Origin of the sequence: Citrobacter rodentium NBRC 105723 = DSM 16636 (genome assembly GCF_021278985.1) — a bacterium.
Classification (GTDB): domain Bacteria; phylum Pseudomonadota; class Gammaproteobacteria; order Enterobacterales; family Enterobacteriaceae; genus Citrobacter_A; species Citrobacter_A rodentium.
The window spans coordinates 4,034,989-4,048,578 of sequence record NZ_CP082833.1; the positions used below are offsets into that span (position 1 = coordinate 4,034,989).

A 13,590-nucleotide genomic window follows, 5' to 3' on the forward strand; every position below is an offset into this window, starting at 1 on the left:
TTGATGATGGTTTGTCTGTGATCGTGGAGTTGCACAGGCAATTCCACGCTGGAGGTAAGGCGTTACCCCGACTCAATAAAACAGTAACAAACTTCGTATAACGTACTGAAAATAGCGCCTGTGATCTAGCGCCAAAAATCAGTATTTGTTAGCTAATCGGCAAAACAGGAACGATTCAGCCCTCTGAGCGGGATAAAGACCTTTAATTCTTCGGCAAAGGCCGATAATTCTCTCAGGCGAAGCGGCAAAACATGATCAAGCGCCAGCATGGATCAATTAATTAACATTAAATTAACTTATGAAATTCAATGCTTTCATCAGTTTTAGCCGTCAAATGGCCATTTTTTCAACATATCATAATTTGTTATCAACCTTGTGACCGCATTCATCATGTTGATTGAAAAATGACGCAGACATTCACCGGCTTTAAATGCAATAATCAGCGACGTTTCCAGTTAATAACAATACCAGTACCTGGTTTGCGCAAGGCGAAGGATTATTTTTATGAAGCTTAAGAACACTCTCCTGGCGTCCGCACTGCTCTCTGCGACTGCTTTTTCAGCAAATGCAGCCACAGAACTGACGCCGGAGCAAGCAGCAGCGCTGAAACCTTACGACCGTGTCGTCGTGACGGGTCGTTTTAACGCTATCGGCGATGCGGTGAAAGCCGTTAACCGCCGCGCGGATAAAGAAGGCGCCGCCTCGTTTTACGTTGTCGACACCTCCGACTTTGGTAACAGCGGCAACTGGCGCGTCGTCGCCGATCTGTATAAAGCTGACGCCGAAAAAGCGGAAGTTACCAAAAACCGCGTGATTAACGGGATGATGGAACTGCCTAAAGATCAGGCGGTTCTGCTGGAACCTTACGACACCGTGACGGTGCAGGGCTTCTACCGCAGCCAGCCGGAAGTGAACGACGCCATCACCAAAGCAGCGAAAGAAAAAGGCGCCCACTCCTTCTATATTGTGCGTCAGGTCGATGCGAACCAGGGCGGTAACCAGCGTATTACCGCGTTTATCTATAAAAAAGATGCCAAAAAACGCATTGTTCAGAGCCCGGACGTTATTCCGGCCGATTCTGACGCCGGACGCGCCGCACTGGCGGCGGGTGGTGAAGCAGCGAAGAAAGTGGAAATTCCGGGCGTCGCCACTACCGCCTCACCGAGCGCTGAGGTAGGCCGCTTCTTCGAAACGCAGTCCTCCAAAGGCGGACGTTACACTGTCACGCTTCCGGACGGAACTAAAGTAGAAGAATTAAACAAAGCGACCGCCGCGATGATGGTGCCGTTTGACAGCATCAAGTTCACCGGTAACTACGGCAACATGACCGAAATCTCTTATCAGGTAGCGAAACGCGCGGCGAAGAAAGGCGCGAAGTATTACCACATTACCCGCCAGTGGCAGGAACGTGGTAACAACATGACCATCAGCGCCGACCTGTATAAGTAATGCCCCACCGGATGCGGCTACGCCCTATCCGGAATAAAAGTCAGCCCCAGGCCCGGTAAGCGACAACGCCACCGGGCAATTTTTGTTAACCCTTTCAGGGCCTGCTTTTCGCACGATTAGTCACAAATCTTTCGGCAATCATTGCATGCAACCCCTTCTCTCCGTAAAATCCCGCGCCTTAGTGGCTTTCACCATTTTTATGCGTTTTGCCATAATAAATATTCTCCACCGTTCGTTTGAAACTGGGTAATCATGGAAAAAAAACTGGGACTGAGCGCGCTCACCGCGCTGGTTTTAAGCTCGATGCTTGGCGCAGGTGTTTTCAGTCTGCCACAGAACATGGCCGCTGTTGCCAGTCCGTCAGCGCTGCTTATCGGCTGGACTATCACCGGCGCGGGAATTTTGCTGCTGGCATTTGCCATGCTGATCCTTACACGTATCCGTCCGGATCTTGACGGCGGTATCTTTACCTACGCCCGTGAAGGCTTCGGCGAACTGATCGGTTTTTGCTCCGCCTGGGGCTACTGGCTCTGCGCCGTTATCGCCAACGTCTCCTACCTTGTTATCGTCTTTTCCGCGCTCAGTTTTTTCACTGATACCCCGGAACTTCGCCTGTTTGGCGACGGCAACACGTGGCAGTCCATTGTCGGCGCGTCGGTGCTGCTGTGGGTGGTGCATTTTCTGGTGTTACGCGGCGTACAGACCGCCGCAAGCATCAATCTGGCGGCGACGCTGGCTAAACTGCTGCCGCTGGGGTTATTTGTCGTTCTGGCCATGATGGCGTTTCGTCTGGATACCTTTAATCTCGACTTCACCGGCGTAAAACTGGGCGTCCCTGTCTGGGAACAGGTCAAGAACACGATGCTGATCACGCTATGGGTGTTTATTGGCGTGGAGGGCGCCGTGGTGGTTTCCGCACGCGCGCGCAATAAGCATGACGTTGGTCGCGCCACGCTGCTGGCGGTCCTTGCGGCGCTTGGCGTTTACCTGCTGGTAACGCTGCTGTCGCTCGGCGTGGTGGCACGCCCGGAACTGGCGGAAATGCGTAACCCGTCAATGGCCGGTCTGATGGTCAAAATGATGGGGTCGTGGGGAGAGATCATTATTGCCGCAGGACTGGTGGTTTCCGTCTGCGGCGCCTATCTGAGCTGGACGATTATGGCCGCCGAGGTGCCGTTCCTCGCCTCAACGCATAAAGCCTTCCCGCGGATTTTTGCTCGCCAGAACGCGCAGGGCGCGCCGTCGGCATCGCTGTGGCTGACCAACCTTTGCGTTCAGATCTCTCTGGTGCTGATCTGGCTCACCGGTTCAGATTACAACACGCTGCTCACTATCGCCTCAGAGATGATTCTGGTGCCCTATTTCCTGGTCGGCGCGTTCCTGTTGAAGATTGCCACTCGTCCATTGCATCAGGCGGTGGGTATCGGCGCATGCATTTATGGCTTATGGTTATTGTATGCCTCGGGCCCGATGCATCTGCTGCTCTCCGTGGTGCTTTATGCTCCGGGCCTGCTGGTATTTTTGTATGCGCGTAAAACGCATACGCATGATACTGTCCTGAATCGTCAGGAACTCGTTTTGATTGGCCTGTTGCTCATCGCCGCCGTTCCGGCAACCTGGCTGTTAGTGGGGTAAACGCCGCCCCATCGTTTGATACGAACGGCTGTGCAATTGCAGGCGCATAAGGAGCTTTCGATGGGAAAACAACATCCCCTGCCCATTCTGATCACCGGTGGCGGCCGTCGCATCGGACTTGCGATCGCCTGGCATTTTATCCACCAGCAGCAGCCGGTGATTGTCAGCTATCGCACGCACTATCCGGCCATTGACGGGCTGGCGAAAGCCGGCGCGTTATGTCTGCAGGCCGACTTCTCCACTAACGACGGCGTGCTGGCCTTTGCCGACAAGGTGAAAGAGAGCGCCAACGGGCTACGGGCGATTATTCATAATGCCAGCGCCTGGATGGCGGAGAAGCCCGGAACACCGTTGACCGACGTACTGGAGTGCATGTTGCAGATCCACGTCAATGCCCCCTATCTGCTCAATCATGCGCTGGAAGGTATGCTGCGCGGTCACGGCCATGCGGCCAGCGACATTATCCATTTTACCGATTACGTGGTGGAGCGCGGCAGCGATAAGCATATCGCGTATGCCGCCAGTAAAGCCGCGCTGGACAACATGACCCGATCGTTTGCCCGTAAACTGGCGCCGGAAGTGAAAGTGAACGCCATTGCTCCGTCGCTAATCCTGTTTAACGAAGGCGACGACGCGGAGTATCGCCAGCTGGCGCTGAATAAATCGCTGATGAAAACGGCACCCGGCGAAAAGGAGGTTATCGATCTCATCGATTATCTTCTGACCAGTTGCTTTGTAACCGGGCGGAGTTTCGCAGTGGACGGCGGGCGGCACCTGCGTTAATGCAGTCTGACCCAGCAAAAAATCAGTAGCCAGGCGCTCAGGCACCAGCAGACAACCGCCCCGCCGAGCGCCAGCGGCAGCTTCAGAAAGCCGATGAAATACCACAGCGAGAGCAGATAAACAAAATAGGGAATAATGGACCACATGCTGAAAATGATGGTGGTTCTCAGCGCTTCAATCCCGCGCTCGCTGGCGACGATATAGTGGGCCAGCAGCGCAAACGTCGGGAACAGGGGAATCAGGCCCGCAATATAGTAATTTTTCGTTTTTGCCAGTAAACCAATTATCACCACTACCAGCGCCCCGAGAGCGGCCTTAATCATAAGTCCCATTGCCTTGCCTTAACACATCAATAACATTAGCGTTCAGCATAACGGAAGCAACGCCGTTGAGGAAAGATTAATGGAAGGCAATAACGCCGCGGTGTATGTTAACGTTTTTCGCATACTGCAAATGCTATGAATAAGATTGTATTTGTTGAAGACGATCCGGAAGTCGGCGCGCTGATTGCCGCTTATCTGGCAAAGCATGACTTCGACGTGGTTGTGGAGCCGCGCGGCGATATGGCGGAAGCGCGAATTTTTGAGGTGCAGCCGGATCTGGTGCTGCTCGATATCATGCTTCCCGGTAAAGATGGCATGACGCTGTGTCGCGATTTACAGGGGCGCTGGCAGGGGCCTGTCGTGCTGCTGACCTCTCTCGACAGCGATATGAACCATATTCTGGCGCTGGAAATGGGCGCCTGCGACTACATTCTGAAAACCACGCCGCCTGCGGTGTTGCTGGCGCGTTTGCGTCTGCATTTACGCCAGCACGACCGTGCGCCCCATGCCAACGGCATTCAAAGCGCGGGCCTGGCGTCGCATAATCCCCTGCGGTTTGGCTCGCTGACGGTCGATCCGGTCAATCGTTCGGTGCGCCTCTGCGGCGAGCTGATTGCGCTTTCCACCGCTGATTTTGAATTGTTGTGGGAACTGGCGACTCACGCCGGACAGGTTATGGACCGCGACGCGCTGCTGAAAAACCTGCGCGGCGTCAGTTACGACGGAATGGATCGCAGCGTGGACGTCGCCATTTCCCGCCTGCGTAAAAAGCTCCGCGATAACGCCAGTGAACCCTATCGCATCAAAACCGTGCGCAACAAAGGGTATCTTTTTGCCCCGCAGGCATGGGACGATGAGCCTGCGCGCTGACCGGAGCTTGCCATGAAAAAGCTGTTTGTGCAGTTTTATCTCCTGCTGTTCGTCTGCTTTCTGGTGATGACCCTGCTGGTCGGGCTGGTGTATAAATTCACCGCCGAACGCGCCGGAAGGCAGTCGCTGGATGACCTGATGAAAAGCTCGCTGTACCTGATGCGCAGCGAACTGCGTGAAATCCCACCGCGCGACTGGGGCAAAACGATTAAACGCATGGACCTGAATCTCTCATTCGATCTGCGCGTCGAGCCGCTGTCAAAATTCCGGCTGGATGCGGCATCGATGCAGCGTCTGCGTCAGGGCGATATTATTGCGCTGGACGAAGAGTACACCTTTATTCAGCGTATTCCGCGCAGCCATTATGTGCTGACCGTCGGTCCGGTGCCCTATCTCTATTTTTTGCATCAGATGCGCCTGCTGGATATCGCACTGATGGCGTTTATCGCCATTTCCCTCGCCCTGCCGGTGTTTATCTGGATGCGCCCGCACTGGCAGGAGATGCTTCGCCTGGAGGCCGCCGCCCAGCGTTTCGGCACAGGCCATTTGAGCGAGCGTCTGCATTTTGACAGCGGTTCCAGCTTCGAACGGCTGGGCATTGCTTTTAATCAGATGGCGGACAATATCGCTGCGCTGATCGCCAGTAAAAAGCAGCTGACCGATGGCATTGCCCATGAGCTGCGCACTCCGCTGGTTCGCCTGCGCTATCGGCTGGAGATGAGTGAAAACCTCAGCGAGCAGGAAACGCAGGCCCTCAATCGGGATATCGGGCAACTCGAAGCGCTCATTGAGGAGCTGCTCACCTATGCTCGCCTCGACAGACCGCAGAACGAACTGCAACTGAGCAAACCTGACCTCCCCGCCTGGCTTGCCTCGCACATTGAGGATGTGCAGAGCGTGAACCCTGAGCGAACGCTGCTTCTCTCCCCGCTCGTTTCCGGCGATTACGGCGCGCTGGATCTGCGGCTGATGGAACGGGTGGTGGATAATCTGCTCAACAACGCCCTGCGCTACTGCCGCTCGACCGTACAGATTAGCCTCCAGTTACACGGCAATCTGGCGACGCTGCGGGTCGATGACGATGGCCCCGGAATTGCGCCGCAGGCGCGCGAGACGGTATTTGAGCCTTTCGTTCGTCTGGACCCCAGTCGCGATCGGGCCACCGGCGGCTGCGGCCTGGGACTGGCAATCGTCCGATCGGTTTCTCAGGCGATGGAGGGCACCGTGAGCTGTGAGCAGAGCGAGATGGGCGGCGCGCGGTTTATCTTCCGCTGGCCGGTACGCCAGCTGGCGGGTTAATTCCCTCCTGCCTGACACAAATTACACCGTGGTCACAGGCGATAAATCGTGCTATACATATAGTATGTTGTAACTAATTAGGTAGTCTAATGGCCCGTTACGATATCGTTGACCGACTGAACAGCACCTTTCGCCAGATGGAGCAGGCGCTCGCCGCCCTGACCGAAGAGCTTGGGCAGCATCGTCTGATGATTGCCCGCGTCTTTTCGCTGCCGGAAGTGAGCAAAGAAGATGAGCATAACCCGCTGAACGCTATTGCGGTGAAACAGCACCTCGGCAAAGAGGCCGCCGCGCTCGCGCTCCAGCATTACCGGCATCTGTTTATTCAGCAACAGTCCGAGAGGCGCAGCAGTAAAGCGGCGGTGCGTCTGCCCGGCGTGCTCTGCTATCAGGTGGATAACGCCAGTCAGACTGCCCTGCAACGTCAGGTACAGCATATTAACCAGCTTAAAACCACCTTTGAGCATATTGTGACGGTGGAATCCGGCCTCCCCTCCGCCGCGCGTTTTGAATGGGTGCATCGTCATCTGCCCGGTCTGATCACGCTGAACGCCTACCGGACCCTGACGGTGATTCACGATCCGGCAACGCTGCGTTTTGGCTGGGCCAACAAGCACATCATCAAGAATCTGAGCCGCGATGAGGTACTGGCGCAGCTGGAGAAGAGTCTTAAATCACCCCGTAGCGTACATCCGTGGACGCGGGAACAGTGGCAGGCAAAGCTGGAACGCGAATATCAGGATATCGCCGCGCTGCCGCAGCAGGCAAAACTGAAAATTAAGCGCCCGGTAAAAGTGCAGCCCATCGCCAGGGTCTGGTATAAAGGCGTGCAGAAACAGGTCCAGCACGCCTGTCCGACGCCGCTGATTGCCTTGATCAATACCGATAATGGCGCAGGCGTGCCTGATATTGGCGGACTGCTGGACTACGATGCCGCCAACGTACAGCATCGTTACAAACCGCAGGCGCAGCCGCTACGACTTATCATTCCGCGGCTGCACCTGTACGTGGCGGATTAACGCGCCGTCGGCAGACTACCGACCATCTGCTCTGGCCGCACCCAGCGGTCAAACTCCTCTTCGCTGAGATAGCCCAGCGCCAGAGCAGCCGCCTTCAGCGTCAGCCCCTCTTTATGCGCTTTTTTGGCGATTTCCGCCGCTTTGTCATAGCCAATATGGGTATTCAGCGCGGTCACCAACATCAGCGACTCATTAAGCAGCTGACTGATACGCTCACGGTTCGGTTCAATGCCGACCGCGCAGTGGGTGTTAAAGCTCTCCATTCCGTCAGCCAGCAAACGCACCGATTGCAGGAAGTTATGGATCACCATCGGACGATAGACGTTCAGCTCAAAGTTCCCCGACGCGCCGCCCATGTTGATCGCCACATCGTTGCCCATCACCTGACAGCAGAGCATTGTCAGCGCTTCACACTGGGTCGGGTTCACCTTCCCCGGCATGATCGAGCTGCCCGGTTCGTTTTCCGGAATGGCGATTTCGCTGATACCGCAGCGCGGACCGGAGGCCAGCCAGCGCACATCGTTGGCGATTTTCATTAGCGAGGCGGCCAGCCCCTTGAGCGCGCCGTGGGCATGCACCAGCGCATCGCAGGTCGCCAGCGCTTCAAATTTATTTGGCGCGGTGACGAAAGGCGCGCAGGTAATAACCGCCAGCTCATCCGCGACCCGGCGGGCATATTCCGGATGGGTGTTTAGCCCCGTGCCGACCGCCGTACCGCCCAGCGCCAGCTCCGCTACGTGCGGCAGGCTGTTCTCGATGTGCTTAAGATTGTGTTCCAGCATCGCCGCCCAGCCGGAGATCTCCTGCCCCAGCGTCAGCGGCGTGGCGTCCTGTAAGTGGGTGCGGCCAATTTTGACGATATCCGCAAAGGCATGGGATTTATCACTTAACGTTTGCGTTAAGGCTTTCAGTTGCGGAATCAGCTGTTTACGCAGCGCCAGCAGCGCGGCGACGTGCATTGCCGTCGGGAAAACGTCGTTCGAACTCTGGCTCTTGTTGACGTCATCATTCGGATGCACTTTACGCTCCATGCCGCGCACGCCGCCCAGCAGTTCGCTTGCCCGGTTCGCCAGCACTTCGTTCATGTTCATATTGCTCTGCGTACCCGACCCGGTTTGCCAGATCGCCAGCGGAAATTCATCGGCATGTTTGTCCGCCAGCACTTCATCCGCCGCCTGCATAATGGCAGACGCCTTTTCGGCTGACAGCAGACCTAAATCCTCATTAACTTTTGCCGCGGCGCGTTTGGTCAGCGCCAGCGCGTGGATCAGCGAGACGGGCATTTTCTCAGTGGAAATGCGAAAATGCTCCAGAGAACGTTGAGTTTGCGCGCCCCATAGCTTATCCGCCGGAACATCTATCGCACCCATCGAATCTTTCTCGCGGCGTACCGTTACCATGACCTGCTCCTTACATAATATGTTGATTAGGTTAAGTTCGACATTGCCCGCTTGCTTACGGTCTTATCAGTATTAACGATGATCGCCCGTTCGTTTGGTGGTTCGTGCGATAAAAAAACCGCCCCGGAGGGCGGCTGACGTTACTTAACGCAGCGTGCGCACTGCGACGTCTGAATCTGCTGGAAGAAGTCGTTACCTTTATCATCCACCAGGATAAAGGCCGGAAAATCCTCCACTTCAATTTTCCAGATCGCTTCCATGCCAAGTTCAGGATACTCGACGCATTCAAGGCTCTTAATACTGCCCTGCGCCAGCACCGCCGCCGGACCGCCGATGCTGCCGAGATAGAAGCCGCCATGCTTGCGGCAGGCGTCGGTGACCTGCTGGCTGCGGTTGCCTTTCGCCAGCATAATCATGCTGCCGCCAGCCGCCTGGAGCTGATCGACATAGGAGTCCATCCGTCCGGCGGTGGTCGGACCGAGCGAACCGGAGGCATACCCTTCCGGCGTTTTGGCCGGACCGGCGTAATAGATGGGATGATCTTTCACGTACTGCGGCAGCCCTTCGCCGCGATCCAGACGTTCTTTCAGTTTGGCGTGGGCGATATCGCGACCAACAATAATGGTTCCGTTCAGCGACAGGCGCGTGGAAACCGGATATTGCGACAGCTGCGCCAGGATTTCTTGCATTGGACGGTTCAGATCAACGCGCACCGCCTCTCCCTCACCCGCCTGGCGCAGTTCCGGCGGAATATATTTCCCCGGATTATGCTCCAGCTTCTCGATCCAGATCCCCTTACGGTTAATCTTCGCTTTAATATTGCGATCGGCAGAACAGGAGACGCCCATACCGACCGGGCAGGAGGCGCCGTGACGCGGCAGACGGATCACCCGGATATCGTGAGCGAAATATTTGCCGCCGAACTGCGCGCCCAGCCCCAGATTCTGCGCCTCGACCAGCAGCTCTTTTTCCAGCGCTACGTCGCGGAACGCCTGGCCGTGCTCGTTTCCTTCCGTCGGCAGCTCGTCGTAATATTTCGCCGAAGCCAGTTTTACGGTTTTCAGCGTCGCTTCGGCAGAGGTTCCGCCAATCACAAAGGCGATGTGATACGGCGGACAGGCCGCGGTGCCGAGAGTGCGCATTTTATCGACCAGATAGTTTTTCAGTTTGCCCGGCGTTAACAGCGCTTTGGTTTCCTGGTAGAGGTATGTCTTGTTTGCCGAGCCGCCGCCTTTGGCAATGCAGAGGAATTTGTACTCATCGCCGTCCACGGCGTACAGGTCAATTTGCGCAGGCAGGTTAGTGCCGGTATTGACCTCTTTATACATATCCAGCGCGGCATTTTGCGAGTAGCGCAGGTTGTCTTCGGTATAGGTGTCATATACCCCACGCGCCAGCGCGGCTTCATCGCCGCCGCCGGTCCATACGCGCTGCCCTTTTTTACCGACGATGATGGCCGTGCCGGTATCCTGGCAGGTTGGCAGGATACCTTTCGCCGCAATGTCGGAGTTACGCAGAAACTGGAGCGCGACGTACTTGTCGTTTTCACTGGCCTCGGGGTCGTGCAGAATATCGGCGACCTGCTGCTGATGCGCCGGACGCAGCATAAACGAAGCATCGTGGAAAGCCTGGCGCGCCAGCAGCGTGAGGGCTTCGGGAGCGACCTTCAGGATCTCCTGACCGGCAAATTCGGTAACGGAAACGTGTTCGCTGGTCAGCAGGTAATATTCGGTATCATCCTTTTTGAGGGGAAAAGGTTCCTGATAATGGAAGGGTTTGTTTGACATTGTTCTCTCACTTACTGCTCGGTCTGATTTTCTTAGGCTTCAGGGCAGATGTTCCGTTGCCCTCGTTAAAAGCGAGTAACACTATCCTACACAATTTTTTAACAAAAACTGAGACAAGTACGACTTTTTGCGCGCAGAGGTTACTTCCCGCAGGTTTCTTGGTTTAATAACCGCATTCATTTCGACATCATTTTCTAAATTGAAACAGGGCATTGAAATGCAAAAACTGATCAACTCGGTGCAGAACTACGCATGGGGCAGTAAAACGGCGTTGACGGAGCTTTACGGCATCGCCAATCCGCAGCAGTTGCCGATGGCGGAACTGTGGATGGGCGCGCACCCGAAAAGCAGCTCGCAGGTGGTTGACGCCAGCGGTCAGCGCGTATCGCTGCGCGACGTTATTGAAGCGGATAAATCCAGACTGCTGGGCGATGCCGTCGCCCGACGCTTCGGCGAATTGCCTTTCCTGTTTAAAGTATTGTGCGCCGCGCAGCCGCTCTCTATCCAGGTGCACCCCAACAAGCGCAACTCTGAGCTTGGCTTCGCGAAAGAGAACGTCGCCGGCATCCCAATGGATGCCGCTGAGCGCAACTATAAAGATCCGAACCATAAACCAGAGCTGGTTTTTGCCCTGACGCCGTTCCTGGCGATGAACGCGTTTCGCGAATTCTCCGAGATTGTTTCCCTGCTGCAGCCGGTCGCGGGCGCCCATACCGCTATCGCCCATTTTCTTGAAGCGCCAGACGCTGAGCGCCTGAGCGCCCTGTTTGCCGCTCTGCTGAATATGCAGGGGGAAGAAAAGTCGCGCGCGCTGGCGATTCTGAAAGCCGCGCTGGAGACGCAGAGCGGCGAGCCGTGGCAAACAATTCGCCTGATCGGCGAATTTTATCCCGATGACAGCGGCCTCTTCTCGCCGCTGCTGTTAAACGTGGTGAAGCTGAATCCCGGCGAAGCGATGTTCCTGTTCGCCGAGACGCCGCACGCCTATTTGCAGGGGGTGGCGCTGGAGGTGATGGCGAACTCCGATAACGTACTGCGCGCTGGCCTGACGCCAAAATATATCGATATTCCGGAGCTGGTCGCCAACGTTAAGTTTGAGGCCAAGCCAGCGGATCGGCTGCTAACCGCTCCGCTGACCAGTGGTGCGGAACAGGACTTCCCTATTCCGGTTGATGATTTCGCCTTCTCGCTGCACGATCTCAGCGCGCAACAGGCGGAAATCGCTCAGCAGAGCGCGGCAATCCTGTTTTGCGTGGAGGGAGAAGCCACGCTCCGTAAAGGCGAGCAAAGTCTGACGCTTAAGCCCGGCGAATCGGCGTTCATTAGCGCCGCGGAGTCCCCGGTCAGCGTCAGCGGCGCAGGCCGTCTGGCACGGGTGTATAACAAGTTATAGCAACTTACTGAATTTTTTAACAACTCTTGCTAAGCTAGTAGAAGGTCTTAGCGTTCTCCAGGCGGCCCGTGCTGCCTGGTTTCATTTTATGGATAAACAATATGAAAAAATCGCTGGTAGCTGCGAGTGTCATCGTCGCACTCGGTATCGTCTGGACGGGCGGTGCATGGTACACAGGAAAAAAACTGGAAAGCCATCTTTCTGAGATGGTCAGCCAGGCCAATGAGCAAATTAAGCGCAGCGCGCCACAGGCTAACGTCGAGCTTGGCTATCAGAACTATCAGCGCGGCGTGTTCAGCAGCCAGCTACAGCTCGTGCTTAAGCCCGTCGCCGGAAAAAGTAATCCCTGGCTGAAAGAGGGTCAGAACCTGGTGTTCAATGAGTCGGTCGATCATGGACCTTTCCCGTTCGCTCAGCTGAAAACCTTCAACCTCATTCCGTCAATGGCCTCGGTGAAAACCACTCTGCAAAACAACGACGCCAGCAAGCCGCTGTTTGATCTGGCCAAAGGCGAAACGCCGTTTGAAGCTAACTCACGCATCGGCTACGGCGGCGATACGCGCTCAGTGTTAACCATTAAGCCGCTGAATTACGAAAATAAGACCGATAAGGTTGCCTTTAGCGGCGGCGAGTTCACCGTCAATGTCGATAAAGACGGGAAGGCAATGTCGCTTGCCGGGGAAGTGCAAAGCGGTCTGGTTGATACGGTTAACAAATATGGCCAGCAGGTGCAGTTCACCTTTAACAATCTTAAAACCGACGGTTCCAGCACCCTCGCCAGCTTCGGCGAGTACGTCGGCGACCAGAAACTGACCCTCGACAAAATGACTATCTCGGTTGAAGGCAAAGAGATGGCGCTGCTTGAAGGCATGGAAGTTAACGGAAAAAGCGATCTGGTTAACGACGGTAAAACCGTTAACAGCCAACTGGATTACACCCTTAACAGCCTGAAGGTGCAAAACCAGGATCTGGGCAGCGGTAAGTTCCATCTGAAGGTCGGACAGATTGACGGCGAAGCATGGCATCAGTTCAGCCAACAATATAACGCGCAGAACAGAGCGCTGCTGTCGCAGCCGGCAGTGGTTGAAAACCCTCAGCTGTATCAGCAAAAACTGACGGAAGCGTTCTTCAGCGCCCTGCCGCTGCTGCTGAAAGGCGAACCGGTGATCACTGTTGCGCCGTTGAGCTGGAAAAACGCTAAAGGCGAAAGCGCATTTAATCTGTCGCTGTTTCTGAAAGATCCGGTAGCCGCCAAAGGCGAACCGCAAACGCTGGCGGATGAAGTCGATCGTTCGGTGAAATCGCTCGAAGGCAAATTAACCATTCCGATGGATATGGCGGTTGAATTTATGACCCAAATCGCCAGACTGGAAGGGTATCAGCAGGAGCAGGCGGAGAAACTGGCCGCCCAGCAGGTGAAAGGCCTGGCCGCAATGGGGCAGATGTTCCGCGTGACCACCCTTGAGGACAACACTATCGGCGTCAGCCTGCAGTACGCGAACGGTCAGGTGACCCTGAACGGCAACAAAATGCCGCTGGAAGAGTTTGTCGGCCTGTTCGGGTTGGCGGCGCTGCCAACGCCTGACGTTCCGACGCTGCCGCAGCAATAAACCGTTACGCTGCCATCCGGCA

At 55.7% G+C, this 13,590-nt stretch carries 11 protein-coding genes; 8 read left to right on the forward strand and 3 right to left on the reverse strand.

Annotated features, from left to right (window positions below; all coding sequences use genetic code 11):
* Positions 1–504: 504 nt before the first annotated feature.
* From ydgH to folM, 3 genes are all read left to right on the forward strand, one after another.
* On the forward strand, positions 505–1,449 hold the full coding sequence (gene ydgH / locus K7R23_RS19155; protein ID WP_012905721.1) for a DUF1471 family protein YdgH: 945 nt from the start codon (positions 505–507) through the stop codon (positions 1,447–1,449).
* Positions 1,450–1,701: 252 nt separating this feature from the next.
* The gene (locus K7R23_RS19160) at positions 1,702–3,084 is read left to right on the forward strand and encodes an amino acid permease (protein WP_012905720.1); all 1,383 of its coding nucleotides are present in this window, start codon (positions 1,702–1,704) and stop codon (positions 3,082–3,084) included.
* 60 nt (positions 3,085–3,144) lie between these two features.
* Complete coding sequence (gene folM / locus K7R23_RS19165; protein ID WP_012905719.1) at positions 3,145–3,867, forward strand: dihydromonapterin reductase; 723 nt, start codon at positions 3,145–3,147, stop codon at positions 3,865–3,867.
* Here folM and K7R23_RS19170 read toward each other — a convergent pair.
* Entirely contained in the window at positions 3,864–4,199 is a 336-nt protein-coding gene (locus tag K7R23_RS19170) for a GlpM family protein (protein WP_012905718.1), read from the reverse strand. The two genes, folM and K7R23_RS19170, sit on opposite strands and share 4 nt — an antisense overlap.
* A gap of 126 nt (positions 4,200–4,325) precedes the next feature.
* Here K7R23_RS19170 and rstA point away from each other — a divergent pair, with 126 nt between their 5' ends.
* The 3 genes from rstA to tus all read left to right on the forward strand — a co-directional run bounded on the left by rstA (position 4,326) and on the right by tus (position 7,378).
* Entirely contained in the window at positions 4,326–5,060 is a 735-nt protein-coding gene (rstA, locus tag K7R23_RS19175) for a two-component system response regulator RstA (RefSeq protein ID WP_012905717.1), read from the forward strand.
* A gap of 12 nt (positions 5,061–5,072) precedes the next feature.
* Positions 5,073–6,359: a two-component system sensor histidine kinase RstB gene (gene rstB, locus K7R23_RS19180; protein WP_012905716.1), complete on the forward strand. Its 1,287-nt coding sequence runs from the start codon at positions 5,073–5,075 to the stop codon at positions 6,357–6,359.
* Between the two features lie 89 nt (positions 6,360–6,448).
* The gene (gene tus / locus K7R23_RS19185) at positions 6,449–7,378 is read left to right on the forward strand and encodes a DNA replication terminus site-binding protein (protein ID WP_012905715.1); all 930 of its coding nucleotides are present in this window, start codon (positions 6,449–6,451) and stop codon (positions 7,376–7,378) included.
* Here tus and fumC read toward each other — a convergent pair.
* On the reverse strand, positions 7,375–8,778 hold the full coding sequence (gene fumC, locus K7R23_RS19190; protein WP_012905714.1) for a class II fumarate hydratase: 1,404 nt from the start codon (positions 8,776–8,778) through the stop codon (positions 7,375–7,377). The genes tus and fumC overlap by 4 nt on opposite strands.
* Before the next feature lie 140 nt (positions 8,779–8,918).
* Complete coding sequence (gene fumB / locus K7R23_RS19195) at positions 8,919–10,565, reverse strand: class I fumarate hydratase (RefSeq protein WP_012905713.1); 1,647 nt, start codon at positions 10,563–10,565, stop codon at positions 8,919–8,921.
* A gap of 217 nt (positions 10,566–10,782) precedes the next feature.
* Between fumB and manA the strand changes: the two genes are divergently transcribed.
* Both manA and K7R23_RS19205 read left to right on the forward strand, forming a co-directional pair.
* Positions 10,783–11,958 carry a mannose-6-phosphate isomerase gene (gene manA, locus K7R23_RS19200; protein WP_012905712.1) on the forward strand — a complete coding sequence of 392 codons (1,176 nt, stop codon included), beginning with the start codon at positions 10,783–10,785 and terminating at the stop codon, positions 11,956–11,958.
* Positions 11,959–12,059: 101 nt separating this feature from the next.
* Positions 12,060–13,568 (forward strand): YdgA family protein, encoded by a 1,509-nt coding sequence (locus K7R23_RS19205; RefSeq protein ID WP_012905711.1) that lies wholly within the window; start codon positions 12,060–12,062, stop codon positions 13,566–13,568.
* Positions 13,569–13,590: the final 22 nt, after the last annotated feature.